The organism is Sorangium sp. So ce119 (assembly GCF_051524405.1).
Taxonomy (GTDB): Bacteria; Myxococcota_A; Polyangia; order Polyangiales; family Polyangiaceae; genus Sorangium; species Sorangium cellulosum_G.
In genome coordinates this window covers 2,907,788-2,921,125 of record NZ_CP150310.1, presented here as the reverse complement: position 1 = coordinate 2,921,125, position 13,338 = coordinate 2,907,788, and the positions used below count along the sequence as shown (strand labels likewise).

The window sequence follows — 13,338 nt, the reverse complement described above, 5'->3', positions numbered from 1 at the left end:
GCTCACCTCACCGCGGCTCGTCGCTGCGCGCCGGCGCTGCTCCTTGCGCCTCCGCCGGCGCGGCGGTCCAGAACGCGCGCACGTCCTCGATGCGCTCCGTCCGGCGCGCGCCGGGCAAGCTGTCGAGCAGCACGCGGCCGTAGCCGCGCGTGCGCACCCGCCGGTCCAGGATCGCGACGATGCCGCGATCGGTGCGCGTGCGGATCAGCCGGCCGAAGCCCTGCTTCAGGGTGATCGCGGCCTGCGGGACGCTGTAGGCGATGAACGGGTTGCCGCCGGACTGCTCGATCGACGCGCACCGCGCGGCGACGACGGGATCGGTCGGCACCGCGAACGGGAGCTTCTCGATGATCACGAGGCGCAGCGCCTCACCGGGGACGTCGACCCCCTCCCAGAAGCTCATCGTCGCGACGAGGACGGCGTGCCGCTCGGCGCGGAAGCGGCGGAGCAGCGCGCCCTTGGGCGCGTCCCCCTGCACGAGCAGCGGGATCGCCTGCCGCGCCGCGCCCCCGGCCGCCCGGGCCTGCGCGGACGCGCGGGCGAGCCGGGCGCGCAGGGCCGCGGCGAGCGCGTTCATGGCGCGGATCGACGTGCACAGGACGAACGCGCCGCCGCCGGTGATGCCGATGAGCTCGGCCATGCGATCGGCCGCGCGATCGACGAACGCCGCGTCGGTCGCCTCGGGGAGGTCGCGCGGCGTGTAGAGCAGCGCGGCGCTCGGGTAATCGAACGGCGACGGGACCTCGAGCTCGTCGACCGGCACCGACACGTCCTCGTCGAGGCCCATCCGCGAGCGGAGGAAGCGGAACCCGGACGCGCCGGAGCCGCCCGTGGTGAGCGTGGCGCTCGTCAGCACCACGGCGCCGATCCGCTCGAAGACGTGCTCGCGCAGCATGTCCCCGAGATCGACCGGCGACGCGCCGAACGAGACGGCGCGCCCGCGCACCTCGACCCACGTGACCTGGTTGGTCGCGGGGTCGACGATCCGCGCGGCGTCGTCGCGCAGCTGCGCGGCGCGGTTGCCGACGAGCTGCACCGCCTCGCTGATCGCGTTCGCGCTCGCGTAGTTCGCGAGCGCCTCGAGGTGGTTGTCCAGGCGATGGTAGGCGTCGAGCAGCTCGCCGGACCACGCGTCCCTGGCGAGCGGGACCCGGGCGTCGCCCCGATCCGCGCTGCCCGCGGCGCCGCCGAGCGCGGCGAGCCGGTCGAACAGGGCGTCCGCGGACTCGCGCACCACGGCCGTGATCGCCGTCCCCTCACCCCGCCCGAGGATGTGGTCGGCGAGGCCCGACGCGATGAAGGCCCGGTCCGCGTCGCGGAGCATCGAGTCGACCCGCGCGCGCGAGACGCGGACGCCGAAGAAGCTCGTCGCGATGTCCTCGAGCTGGTGCGCCTCGTCGAAGATCACCGCGTCGTACGGCGGGAGCGCGCCGGCGCCCGCGAAGCCGCGGCGCGCGCCGGCGATCTTCAGCGCGAGATCCGCGAAGAAGAGGTGGTGGTTGACGATGAGCAGGCGCGCCGCCTCGCTGTCGCGCTTCATCCGCGTGACGAAGCACTCGTCGTAGTAGTCGCACGAGGCCCCGAGCCGCGTCTCGCTGGACGACGCGACCTCCCGCCAGAGCGGATCGCCCTCCGCGAGGTAGGCGAGCTCGGCGACGTCGCCCATCTCGGTCTCCTGCGCCCACGCCTCCAGGAGCGGCAGCGAGCGCCCGGCGGTCCCGGCGCCCGCGCCGGGGCTCTGGCGGAGCTCGTTGTAGCGGCGCAGGCAGAGGTAGTTGCCGAGGCCCTTCACCAGCGCCGCGCGCGGATCCAGGCGGAGGTGCTCGGCAACGAGCGGCAGGTCCTTCGTGTAGATCTGGTCCTCGAGCGCCTTCGTCGCGGTCGAGACGACGACCTTGCGGCCGCTCAGGATCGCGGGGACCAGGTAGGCGAGCGTCTTACCCGTCCCGGTGCCCGCCTCGCAGAGGAGGATGCGGTCCTCGGCGATCGCCCGCTCGACGGCGCTCGCCATCGCGACCTGCCCCTCGCGGTCCTCGTAGCCCGGCAGGCCGCGCGCGAACGGGCCGGAGGGCCCGAGCAGGCTCGCGGCTCGGTCGAACGGCATCGTCTACCGCTTACCGCGGCAGGGCAGTCTTCTCGAGCGAGAGGGCGAACCCCACCTCGCTGACGGCGAGCTCGATCGACGCCACCGGCTTCTCGAACTGGACCTCGCACCACGTGTCCAGCGTCCGCTCCGCGTCGCCGGGGTCGCGGACGTGGCGGACCGCGGCCTCGCCCTCGGTGTAGCCGCGCGCCACGGCGGGCTCGGCCAGGCCGCGCGCCCGCTCGAAGAGCTGCTCGTCCGCCGTGCCCGGGAAATCGTTGCGCTGCGCGCGCACCACGAACCCGACGCGCAGCGGCTCGGCGCCCACGACGATCCCTGAGTCCATGAGGAGGTTCTCCCGCACCCGCTCCGCGACGTGCACGGCGTCGGCGCGGGTACGATAGACCTCGAATCCGGCCTGGAGCAGGGCTTTCTTTATCTCCGCGGGTGTCGGCATCGTCCGCTGGTTCCCGGCTACCCCCATGCCAGCAGGAACATCCATCGCAAAATTGCGGGGGCCTCGTCAAGCTGACAGCGCTGACAGGGGCCTGTGGCGCTTTGGCGCGCCCACGCATTTCTGCGCCGTCACGAGCTCGACCGTGACGGCCTCGGCTCCCCCTCGTCGAGGAAGCAGACGCCCACGATCGACCCGTCCGGCTCATCCTGGACCCACATGATCCGACCGGGGCGCGGGGCCCTGCCGTCGAGCCAGACCGTTAGCTCCGTACCGGGATCGAGTGAATTTTCTATCACCACCCGAAGCCCGCCGACGCTGGCGTTCAGCGTCCAGCCCGAGACCGCTCGATCCTCGGTCTCGAGGCGCACCCGCTCGCTGAGCTCACGGCGAGGGCTTCTGCGGCGGTTCGCCAGGAGCTGAGGTGGAATCTGGAGCGACGGAGGAGTGAGGGTTCTGCGTCGAATCACAGAAGAAAATTACAAGCACGCGCCGTGCCCGGGAATGGATTTCGATGACTCCCGGTAAGTTCACCCTGGACGGGAGCGACGGACTGATCAGTGGGCTTCGGCGTGGTCGGGCTTGTGGCCGGAGCCGTCGCTCGGCTCCTCGAACACGGAGACGGGCTCGAGCAGCGAGAGCTGGTCACGCTTGATGCCGACGCCCTTGTCGGAGAAGAAGAGATCGTTCTCCTGCAGCCGCGATCGCACGCGGGCGATGAACAGGATAGGCATGCCCGCCTGCGTGTAGCCGAGCTGCACCAGCGTGCCCTTCGGCCAGTTGCCCCCGTCGAACGTGAGCTCCTTGCGGAGCGTGTAGAACCCCTCGGCGGGGAGGCGCTGCAGCGAGTCCGCCCACGTCGTGCCCCGGAACGCGACGGCGGGGCCGTGGAAGTGCCAGCGGTTGTGGACGTTGTGATCGGGCGTCGTGACCGTCGGCAGACCGTTGTCCGAGTGGTTGTGGAAGGAGACGATGATGCCGGCAGGCACCTTGTCCTCGTTTCCGGGGAGCGGCTTTGTCGTCAGGTAGAGGCCGCAATCAGGGAGGTGTGACTTCGAGCTTGCCATGGGATGAGCCCCTAACCCCGCTCTCGACCGCCGTAAAGACACGCCGTCGACGCCGTGCTATGCCGCGCCAGGCCAAGGCGAGAGGCTGCTCGAGGAGCGAGCAGCGCGCCCCGGGAGCGAGCCCTTCGTGAACAGACTGAGCCAAATCTTCGGCGCCGCCATCGTCATCGCGATCGCCGTCGTCTTCATCGTCCAGTTTCGCCCGAACACCGGCCCCGTGCAGTCGGCCGCGAGCACCTGCGTCGTCGAGGTCCGAGGGAGCTGCCTCTCCTCGATCGAGTTCAACGCCTCGAGGAACCTGCTCGCGATGCGCAGCGTCGACGAAAACCGCCTCCGGGCGATGGGGCTCCGGCGGATCACGGCCGAGGGTCTCTACGAGCGGTGGCTCCTCAACGAGGACGCGAAGCGCCTCGGGATCAGCGTCTCGGACGACGAGCTGACGGCCGAGCTCGGGACCGGCAGGGTGCGTGTCTCGCTCCCGGCGGACAAGATCCGCCAGATCGGTTACGCGCTCAACCTCCGAGAGGACCTGATTCGCTACCTGGACGTCCGCAACCGCCAGACCAAGAAGTTCGACAACAAGCAGTACGAGCGGCAGATCCGGAACATCACGAAGATGAGCCCGACGGACTTCCGCGATTACCAGCGGAAGGAGCTCATCGCCGCGCGGATGCGCGACTTCATCCGCGCGCGGGTCCGGGTCGGCGAGAACGAGGCGTTCGAGCAGTTCTCCCGCGAGAAATCCACCCGGACGCTCAGCTACGTGCGCTTCGATCGGCGCTTCTACAGCGATCTCGTCGTGGACACCTCGGAGAAGGCGATCCAGGCCTGGGCCGACGCCAACAAGGAGGAGCTCGACAAGACGTGGGAGGGGCGCAAGGCGCAGTACCTGCCCGAGTGCCGGGTCGCCCGGGTCATCACGGCCGAGGTGAAGCCCGATGAGGCCGAGCAGGGGCCGGAGGCGGGCAAGGCCGCCGCGAAGGCGCGGATCGAGCAGGCCGTCCAGCGCCTCAAGAAGGGCGAGAGCTTCGCCGACGTGGCGCGCAGCGCGAGCGACGACCCGAGCGCGGCGCGCGGGGGCGAGCTCGGCTGCGTGACCAAGGGCCGGCTCAGCAAGCCCGTCGAGGACAAGCTCTTCGAGATGAAGGCGGGCGAGGTGTCGGACCTCGTCGAGACCGAGGACGGCTTCCAGGTGATCAAGGTCGAGCAGATCGCGAGGGACGCCGAGGCCGAGAAGATCGGCCGGCTGGAGGCGGCGCGCGATCTCTACGTTGCCCACGAGTCGGAGCGGCTCGCGGCCGAGGCCGCGAAGCAGGTGCTCGCCGCCGCCGCCGGCGGCAAGTCGCTGGAGGACGCGCTCGCCGCCTACATGGCGCAGCTCACGCCCGCGAAGAGCGCGGCCGCCGCGCCGGGCGCGAAGGCGGAGGACAAGGCCGCGAAGCAGGGCGGGACCACGGACGCGAGCGGCGCGGGCGGCACGAAGAGCGACGGCCAGACCGAGCCGGGCGCGGCGCGGGCGCCCTACACGATCGCGAACCACCCGAACCGGCCCACCGTCGAGGCGAGCCTGCCGTTCAACGTGTCGGGGTCGCCCATCGCGGACGCGAAGGACAGCACCGAACCCGCGCGCATCGCCTTCCAGCTCGACAAGCCGGGCGACCTGCCCAAGGACGTCGTGGCGCTGGAGAACGGGTATGCGGTGATCCAGCTCAAGGAGAAGACCTCCCCGAGCCAGGAGCAATGGGACAAGGACCGCGAGTTCTACACATCGGCGATGCGGGCCGCCAAGCAGAACGACGCGCTCGTCGGGTACATGCGCCGGCTGAAGTCGACCATCGGCAGCGAGGTGAAGTACGACCAGAGCCTCCTCAAGGAGACCAGGCCGGCCGAGGACGGCTCCGGCGAGCCGGAGCTCCCGATCGAAGACGAGGGGGAATGACGTCGCTCCCGCTGCGTGACGCTCGGGACATCGTCCTCTCGAACGGCCTCAAGGTCGTGCTCGTCCCGCAACCGCAGGTGCACCGGGCGGTCGCCTCGCTCTACCTGCGCGTGGGCTCGCGGTTCGAGACCCAGCAGAACAACGGGATCTCCCACTTCCTCGAGCACATGGTGTTCCGGGGGACGTCGACGCTGCCGTCGGCGCACGCGCAGGCGCTCGCCTTCGAGCGCCTCGGGGGGACGCTCTACGCGGCGACCCACGTCGACCACGGCGTGATGAGCATCTCCGTGCCGCCGTCGAACCTGGACCCGGTGCTCGCCCTGCTCGGCGAGGTGGCCACGTCGCCCCGCTTCACCGCGATCGAGGTCGAGCGCGGCATCGTGCGCGAGGAGATCCTCGAGGACCTCGATGACGAGGGGCGCGACATCGACGCGGACAACAACGCCCGCGCGCTCATGTACGAGCGGCACCCGCTCGGCTTCACGATCACCGGGGGCATCGACGCGCTCGACCGGTTCGACGAGCCGATGCTGCGCGCGCACCACGCCCGGCACTACACGGCGGCGAACGCGGTGCTCTGCGTGGCGGGGCGGTTCGATCCGGAGGCGTGCGCGCGGGTGATCGAGCGGCACTTCGGCGCGATACCGCGCGGCGAGCAGGTGCCCGCGACGCCGCCGCCGAACGGGCAGAAGAAGCCGAGGTTCCGCTTCATCGAGAACCAGTCGAGCCAGACCGAGCTGCGGGTCGCGTTCCGGGGCGTGAGCGAGCGCGATCCGCGTGAGCCCGCCGTGGAGATGCTGCTCCGCGTGCTCGACGACGGCATGTCGACGCGGCTGTACGAGCGGATCTGCGACCGGCTGGGCCTCTGCTACGACGTGTCGGGGATGTTCGAGGCGTACGAGGACGACGGCGTCGTCGACATCGCCGCGGGCGTGCAGCACGACCGCGCGACCGTTGTGGTCCGGGAGATCTTCGCGCTGCTCCGGGAGCTCGCCGAGACCGGCCCGCGCGAGGACGAGCTGGCCAAGGCGCGGGACCGCCACCTCTGGTCGGTGGAGGCGATGCAGGACGACCCCGAGGCGACCGCCGGATTCTACGGGCTCTCCGCGCTCGCCGACATCGCCCGGACCCCGGAGGCACGGCACGAGGAGCTCGCCCGCGTCACCGTCGACGACGTGCGCGACGCCGCGCGCGCGCTGTTCCGGCCGGACCGGCTGACCGTCGTCGCCGTGGGCCTGCTCCGCTCCTCCGAGGAAGCGAAGCTCGAGAAGGCCGTCCGCTCGTTCGGCTGAGGCGCCCCCCACCGCGCCGGTCATACGGTAGATCCAGGGAGGGTGGAAACGGCCGCCCAGCGCGCGCGTCCGCCGCCTGCCATGTCCGCAACCACGGACAGGACCGCTGCGTCCGCTGTCCTCAACCACGGTCGGCGGACGGCGGCCGCTCGTCCTCAACCACGGTCGACGGCCGCCACGGACAGCGGACGGCAGCCGCTCGTCCTCAACCACGGTCGGCGTGCTGCTCGTCCTCAACCACGGTCGGCGTGCTCGTCGCCGCGAGAGCGGGCCAACCGAGCTTTGCCGAGCGTTGGCCGCCCGATCATCGGCGCGGGCGAACGTGGCTCCCCCACGGCGGAAGGTGACCGGAGCCACGAGTTTATATTTGCATCTATGCGCATCGACGCATATAGATTGTCCGTGGTCACCGTCACGGAGCCCCCGGCCCAGCCTGTCGAGGCGATCGCGCGGTGCGAGCTGTACCGGCTGCTCGCCGATCCGGTGCGGGTGCGGCTCCTCGGCCTGGCTGCGGCGGAGGAGCTCGCCGTCGGCGAGCTGGCCGAGCTGCTCCGTGAGGGTCAGCCGAAGATCTCGCGCCACGCGGCCGCGCTCCGCGAGGCGGGCATCCTGCTCGCGCGGCGTCAGGGCACGTGGACGCTGCTCCGCCTCGACCCGCGCGCCACGACCGACCCGGTGGTCGACGACGCCGTGCGCGCGGGCCAGCGCGCGTGCGCGGCCGACGGCACGCTCGCGCGCATCGAGGAGGTGCTCGCCGCGCGCGACGCCGAGACCCGCGAGTTCTTCGCGCGCGGCGGGCGCCCGCTCCGCTCGGGGCCGCCGTCCGAGCTCGCCGCTTACCTCGCCGCGCTCGCGCCGCTCCTGCCCCACCGCCGTCTGGCGGTCGACGCGGGCACCGGCGACGGGGCGCTGCTCGAGGTGCTGTCCCCCATCTTCGAGCGCGTCGTCGCGCTCGATCGCGCGAGCACCCAGCTCCAGCTCGCGGCGGAGCGCATGCGGCGGCGCAGCCTCGAGAACGTCGAGCTCGTGTGCGGCGAGATCGACGGGCCCGAGGTGATCCGCGCCGTGGCCCGCGCGCTCGGGGGCGATCCGCCCGAGCCCGGCGAGCCCCTCTCCGGCGGCGCCGATGTGGTCTTCGCGGCCCGCGTGCTGCACCACGCGCCGCAGCCGGCGAGGGCCATGCGCGCGCTCGTCGAGCTCGCGCGGCCGGCCGCGCCCGCCCACGCGGACGACGTCCTGCGCGCCCGCGGCGGCGCTGTGTGCGTGCTCGATTACGAGGTGCACAGCGATCCGACGCTGCGGGAGCAGGAGGCAGACATCTGGCTCGGCTTCTCGCCGGCCGACCTCAGGCGCCTCGCCGAGGAGGCCGGGCTCTCGGGCATCGAGATCCGGCGGCTGCCGTCCGCCTGGCAGGGAGAAGGCCCGGATCGACACCTGGTTTGGCAGCTACTCGTCGGCTGGCGCGGCGCGCGCACCGGCGCATTCACCGGATAGAGACAAGAGGACATCATGACTGCTGAGAAGAAGCTCTCGTACAAGGTCGCCGACATCACGCTCGCAGACTGGGGCCGCAAGGAGATCCGCATCGCCGAGAAGGAGATGCCCGGGCTGATGGCGCTCCGCGCCGAGTACGGCCCCACGCAGCCGCTCAAGGGCGCGCGCATCGCCGGCTGCCTCCACATGACCATCCAGACCGCGGTGCTGATCGAGACGCTGGTGGCCCTCGGCGCCGAGGTCACCTGGTCGAGCTGCAACATCTACTCGACGCAGGATCACGCGGCGGCGGCGATCGCGGCGGCCGGCATCCCGGTCTTCGCCTGGAAGGGCGAGACGCTCGAGGAGTACGACTGGTGCATCGAGCAGCAGCTCTACGCCTTCAAGGGCGGCAAGGGGCCCAACATGATCCTCGACGACGGCGGCGATCTCACGATCGTCGCCCACGAGAAGCACCCGGATCTCTTCACCGGCAACGACCCGATCCGCGGGCTGTCGGAGGAGACGACGACGGGCGTGCACCGGCTCTACGAGATGCACCGCGCCGGCAAGCTGAAGGTGCCCGCGATCAACGTCAACGACTCGGTGACGAAGAGCAAGTTCGACAACCTCTACGGTTGCCGCGAGTCGCTGGGCGACGGCATCAAGCGCGCCACGGACGTGATGTTCGCCGGCAAGGTCGCCGTCGTGTGCGGCTACGGCGACGTCGGCAAGGGGTGCGCGCAGTCGCTGCGCGGCCTCGGCGCGCGCGTGATCATCACCGAGATCGACCCGATCTGCGCGCTGCAGGCGGCGATGGAGGGCTACGAGGTGAAGCGCCTCGAGACCGTCGCCTCGGTCGGCGACATCTTCGTCACGGCGACCGGCTGCGCCGACGTGGTCCGGGCCGAGCACATGATCGCGATGAAGGACGAGGCGATCCTCTGCAACATCGGCCACTTCGACTCCGAGATCCAGATCGCGTGGCTCGAGAAGAACCCCGAGATCAAGGAGGAGAACATCAAGCCGCAGGTCGACCACTTCGTCTTCCCGGACGGCAAGCGGCTGATCGTCCTCGCGCGCGGCCGGCTCGTGAATCTCGGTTGCGCCACCGGCCACCCGTCGTTCGTGATGTCGACCTCGTTCTCGAATCAGGTGCTCGCGCAGATCGCCCTGTGGACGGAGAAGTACACGGTCGGCGTCCACCTGCTGCCGAAGAAGCTCGACGAGAAGGTCGCCGCGCTCCACCTGCCGAAGCTCGGGGTCGAGCTGACGCAGCTCTCGCAGGATCAGGCGAAGTACCTGGGCGTCCCCGCCGAGGGCCCCTTCAAGGCCGAGAACTACCGCTACTGAGCGGCAGGCTTTCGGCGCCTCCGCCGCTGGGGTAGGCGGCCGGTCGATGGATCCTCGCCACAGCAAGGAAGAAGCCCAGCGCTACCTCGACACCTACGCCGCCACCTGCGGCGAGGATCTCGCCCTCCGCGTCTACACCTCCCGCCTGCTCGGCGCCGATCCGTCGCTCGTCCTCCACGGCGGGGGCAACACGAGCGTCAAGAGCACGGCCGTCGACCTGCTGGGCGACCGCGTCGACGTGCTCTTCATCAAGGGCAGCGGGTGGGATCTCGCGACGATCGAGCCGCGCGGCTTCCCGGCGTGCCGCCTCGCGCCGCTCCAGCGCGCGTGCGGGCTCGAGGCGATGACCGACGAGCAGATGGTCGCGCTCCTCCGCGGCCAGATGCTGGATCCGTCGAGCCCGACGCCGTCGGTCGAGGCGCTGCTGCACGCCATCATTCCCGCGAAGTTCGTCGATCACACGCACGCGGACGCCGTGCTGTCGGTCATCGATCTGCGCGGATCGGCCGAGGTCGTCCGGGCGATCTACGGCGACGAGGCGCTCTTCGTGCCCTACGTGATGCCGGGCTTCGCGCTCGCCCGCCGCGTCGCCGAGCTCATCCGGGCGCGCCTCGAGCAGGGATCGCTCCCGTCCTTGATGATCCTCGACAAGCACGGCGTCTTCACGTGGGGAGAGACCGCCGAGGAGAGCTACACGCGCATGATCGACGCGGTCGCGCGGGCCGAGCGCTACATCTTCCAGCGCAGCGCGATCGCCTCGCACCCCACCGTGTCGGCGCCGGACCCGGACATCCGCGCCGCCATCGGGCCGGTCGTCCGGGGCGCGCTCGCCCGCGCCTCGGGCCGCCCGTGGGTTTGCACGCTCCGCACCAGCCTGGAGCTGATCGCGTTCTGCGAGCGCGACGACCTCGCCCGGGTCTCGCAGATCGGCTGCGCGACGCCGGATCACGTCATCCGCACCAAGGCGCGGCCGCTCGTGGTCGACGGCCACGCGGTCGCCGACGTGGGGCGCCTCCGCGCGGCCGTCGAGAAGGGGATCGCGAAGTACGTGGCCGAGTACCACGAGTACTTCCGCCGCTCCTGCGCGGCGCGGGGCGTGGCCCGCGACGAGCTCGATCCGTTCCCGCGGGTGCTGCTGTTCCCGGGGGTGGGCGCGCTGTGCGTCGGCGGCTCGCTCGCCGAGGCCGACATTGTCGCGGACGTCTACGAGCACACCGTCTCCGTGATCGACGCCGCCGAGGCGCTCGGGGGGTACGAGCCGGTCCCCGAGCTCGACCTGTTCGACATGGAGTACTGGAGCCTCGAGCAGGCGAAGCTGAAGCTCGGGGCCGGCCAGAAGGGCCCGCTCGATCGGCGGATCGCGCTGATCACGGGCGCCGCGTCGGGGATCGGCCACGCGACCGCGGCGGCGTTCCTGGCCGCGGGGGCGCACGTGGCGCTCGTCGATCGCGACGAGGAGCCGCTCGAGAAGGCCGCCGCCGAGCTCGGCGGGCGCCACCGGGGCCGCTGCATCAAGATCGCGTGCGACGTGCGCAGCGAGGCGAGCGTGAACCGGGCGTTCGCGCAGGCCGCGGCGCACTTCGGCGGCGTCGACGTGGTCGTCTCGAACGCCGGCCGCGCGTTCTCCGGGTCCCTCCACACGTCGGAGGGGCACGAGGCGCTGTGCGCCTCGCTCGAGCTGAACCTGCTCGGCCACCAGAACGTCGCCCGCGCGGCGGCGCGGGTGCTGCTCGCCCAGGACGCGGGCGGCGCGCTGCTGTTCAACGCGTCGAAGAGCGCGTTCAACCAGGGGCCCGACTTCGGCCCGTACGCGGTCGCCAAGGCGGCGCTCGTGGCGCTGATGCGCCAGTACGCCGTCGACCTCGGCCCCCAGCGCATCCGGGCGAACGCCGTGAACGCCGACCGCATCCGCACCGCGCTGTTCGGCGCCGGCCTGCTGGAGGCGCGCGCGCGCGCCCGCAACGTCTCGGTCGACGACTACTTCCGCGACAACCTGCTCCGGCGCGAGACCACCGCGGCCGACGTGGCGCACGGCTTCCTCTGCCTCGCGACCGCCGAGGCCACGACCGGCTGCGTCCTGACCGTCGACGGCGGGAACGCGGCCGCGTTCCCCCGGTGAGCGGGCCGGGTCAGAGCCCCCGCGCGCTCGGGCCGCCGCTGCCCTCGCCGAGCGCGGCCTGGCCGGGCTGATCGTGGGCGTCGAGCCTGATCTTCTTCCAGTCCCCCGAGCGGAACTTCCACACCATGGTCGCGGCGAGGAGGACCACGTAGATCACGCCGGCCCCCCAGATGCCCATCAGGCCGAAGCCGAGCGTGATGCCGAGCAGCCACGCGAGCGGCACCAGGCAGGTGAAGTGGAGGATGAGCTCCACCACCATCACGAACAGCGTGTTGCCCGCGCCGAAGAGCGCCTGCGTCAGGATCATGCCGACCGCGACGAGCGGCGTGCAGATGCCCATCACCTGGAGCGGCCGCAGCGCCGCGGCCTGGACGAGCTCGCTGCTGCTGGCGAACGCGAGGATCTGCGGGGCGAAGATCGCCTCGAGCAGGCCGACGACGCCGAAGATCGCGAGCCCCAGCCGGACGCTCACCCAGCCGAAGCGCGCGGCCTTGTCGCCGTCCCTCTCGCCGAGCGACTGCGCCACCAGGGTGGCCGTCGACGTGCCGAAGGCCAGGCAGGCGGTGAACGTGAGCTTCAGGATCCCGACGATCACCGTGGTCGCCGCGCCGTAGACCGGCTCGGCGCGGCCGCCCGGGCAGAGCGGCGAGATCACGCCCGCCGGCGCGACCTGGTCGAGCTTGCTGGCGATCGCGTAGAACAGGGCGAAGCCGGTCATGATCGCGATGGTGGCGACGGCGCTCGGGATCGACAGCTTGAGGATGGACCAGGTGAGCGGGGCCGAGAGCTTGCTCGCGGCGAACGGGCGGTAGACGCGCCGGTACTGCGGGAGGAGCGCGTACGCGAGCATGATCGCGAGGCCGACGTAGGTCGAGATGAAGCCCGCGATGCCCGCGCCCGCGATGCCGTACTTCGGGATGCCGAGCGCGTCGTTGCCGAAGATGAGCAGGAGGCACAGCACGATGTTCAGCGCGTTCATCGCGAGCGCCGAGACGAGGTGGATGTGCGTCTTGCCGATCCCGTCGAAGAACGCCTTCAGGGCGAACGTCGCCGCCATCGACGTCACCCCGAGGAGGCGCCACCCGAGGTAGTCGAGCGCCGCCTGGCGCGCGTCCGGCACCTTGATGATGACCGACAGGATGTAGGGCATCGTCAGGTACCCGAGCGCCGAGAAGGCGACGCCGGCGACGAGCGCGAAGAACAGGGCGTTCGCGAGGACCGCGCCCGCGTCCTCGGGCCGCTTCTCGGCGAAGCGGCGCGCGGTGAACGCCTGCGTGCCGACCGAGATCGCGCTGAGCGAGCCGCCGAACAGCCAGAGGACGATCAGCGACGGCAGGAGCGCAGCGTGCGCGTTCGAGGACTCCGGGCACGGCAGGTGCGCGAAGAAGACGATGTCGACCTCGTTGACGATGCTCTGGGTGAGCATCGCCGCGACGGTCGGCAGCGCGAGCCTCAGGATGGCGCGATGGGGTGGGCCCGACGTGACGGCGTTCGGACCGGGCGCGGGCAGGGCAATCTGAGCCATCGCAGGCTGCGCGGTATACAACGCCGCAGCGTG

At 71.4% G+C, this 13,338-nt stretch carries 10 protein-coding genes; 5 read left to right on the top strand and 5 right to left on the bottom strand.

The window, feature by feature from the left end; all coding sequences use genetic code 11:
• Window positions 1–7: 7 nt before the first annotated feature.
• From WME76_RS11125 to WME76_RS11110, 4 genes are all read right to left on the bottom strand, one after another.
• The gene (locus WME76_RS11125) at window positions 8–2,104 is read right to left on the bottom strand and encodes an ATP-dependent DNA helicase (protein ID WP_437960112.1); all 2,097 of its coding nucleotides are present in this window, start codon (window positions 2,102–2,104) and stop codon (window positions 8–10) included.
• A gap of 10 nt (window positions 2,105–2,114) precedes the next feature.
• Entirely contained in the window at window positions 2,115–2,540 is a 426-nt protein-coding gene (locus tag WME76_RS11120; protein ID WP_437960111.1) for a hypothetical protein, read from the bottom strand.
• A 128-nt stretch (window positions 2,541–2,668) separates the two neighbouring features.
• The gene (locus WME76_RS11115; RefSeq protein ID WP_437290773.1) at window positions 2,669–3,007 is read right to left on the bottom strand and encodes a PilZ domain-containing protein; all 339 of its coding nucleotides are present in this window, start codon (window positions 3,005–3,007) and stop codon (window positions 2,669–2,671) included.
• A gap of 87 nt (window positions 3,008–3,094) precedes the next feature.
• Complete coding sequence (locus WME76_RS11110; protein WP_061614945.1) at window positions 3,095–3,604, bottom strand: hypothetical protein; 510 nt, start codon at window positions 3,602–3,604, stop codon at window positions 3,095–3,097.
• A 127-nt stretch (window positions 3,605–3,731) separates the two neighbouring features.
• Here WME76_RS11110 and WME76_RS11105 point away from each other — a divergent pair, with 127 nt between their 5' ends.
• From WME76_RS11105 to WME76_RS11085, 5 genes are all read left to right on the top strand, one after another.
• Window positions 3,732–5,543 carry a peptidylprolyl isomerase gene (locus WME76_RS11105; RefSeq protein WP_437960110.1) on the top strand — a complete coding sequence of 604 codons (1,812 nt, stop codon included), beginning with the start codon at window positions 3,732–3,734 and terminating at the stop codon, window positions 5,541–5,543.
• Window positions 5,540–6,835, top strand: coding sequence for a M16 family metallopeptidase (locus WME76_RS11100; protein ID WP_437960109.1), 1,296 nt, complete (start codon window positions 5,540–5,542; stop codon window positions 6,833–6,835). The genes WME76_RS11105 and WME76_RS11100 overlap by 4 nt, the downstream gene beginning before the upstream one ends.
• 375 nt (window positions 6,836–7,210) lie before the next feature.
• Window positions 7,211–8,329, top strand: coding sequence for an ArsR/SmtB family transcription factor (locus WME76_RS11095; RefSeq protein ID WP_437960108.1), 1,119 nt, complete (start codon window positions 7,211–7,213; stop codon window positions 8,327–8,329).
• A gap of 15 nt (window positions 8,330–8,344) precedes the next feature.
• Window positions 8,345–9,661 carry an adenosylhomocysteinase gene (gene ahcY / locus WME76_RS11090; RefSeq protein ID WP_437960107.1) on the top strand — a complete coding sequence of 439 codons (1,317 nt, stop codon included), beginning with the start codon at window positions 8,345–8,347 and terminating at the stop codon, window positions 9,659–9,661.
• A 46-nt stretch (window positions 9,662–9,707) separates the two neighbouring features.
• Window positions 9,708–11,780 carry a bifunctional aldolase/short-chain dehydrogenase gene (locus WME76_RS11085; protein ID WP_437960106.1) on the top strand — a complete coding sequence of 691 codons (2,073 nt, stop codon included), beginning with the start codon at window positions 9,708–9,710 and terminating at the stop codon, window positions 11,778–11,780.
• A 10-nt stretch (window positions 11,781–11,790) separates the two neighbouring features.
• On the opposite strand, the gene WME76_RS11080 is transcribed toward WME76_RS11085, so the two are convergent.
• A complete protein-coding gene (locus WME76_RS11080; protein ID WP_437960105.1) occupies window positions 11,791–13,305 on the bottom strand; it encodes an MATE family efflux transporter in 1,515 nt (504 codons plus the stop codon).
• Window positions 13,306–13,338: the final 33 nt, after the last annotated feature.

What these genes read in the sequence shown, in the direction of transcription:
- WME76_RS11100 (WP_437960109.1), top strand. Translation starts at nt 5,540, where the DNA reads ATGACGTCGCTCCCGCTGCGTGACGCTCGGGACATCGTCCTCTCGAAC.
- WME76_RS11110 (WP_061614945.1), bottom strand. Translation starts at nt 3,604, where the DNA reads ATGGCAAGCTCGAAGTCACACCTCCCTGATTGCGGCCTCTACCTGACG.
- WME76_RS11085 (WP_437960106.1), top strand. Translation starts at nt 9,708, where the DNA reads ATGGATCCTCGCCACAGCAAGGAAGAAGCCCAGCGCTACCTCGACACC.
- WME76_RS11095 (WP_437960108.1), top strand. Translation starts at nt 7,211, where the DNA reads ATGCGCATCGACGCATATAGATTGTCCGTGGTCACCGTCACGGAGCCC.
- WME76_RS11120 (WP_437960111.1), bottom strand. Translation starts at nt 2,540, where the DNA reads ATGCCGACACCCGCGGAGATAAAGAAAGCCCTGCTCCAGGCCGGATTC.
- ahcY (WP_437960107.1), top strand. Translation starts at nt 8,345, where the DNA reads ATGACTGCTGAGAAGAAGCTCTCGTACAAGGTCGCCGACATCACGCTC.
- WME76_RS11080 (WP_437960105.1), bottom strand. Translation starts at nt 13,305, where the DNA reads ATGGCTCAGATTGCCCTGCCCGCGCCCGGTCCGAACGCCGTCACGTCG.
- WME76_RS11125 (WP_437960112.1), bottom strand. Translation starts at nt 2,104, where the DNA reads ATGCCGTTCGACCGAGCCGCGAGCCTGCTCGGGCCCTCCGGCCCGTTC.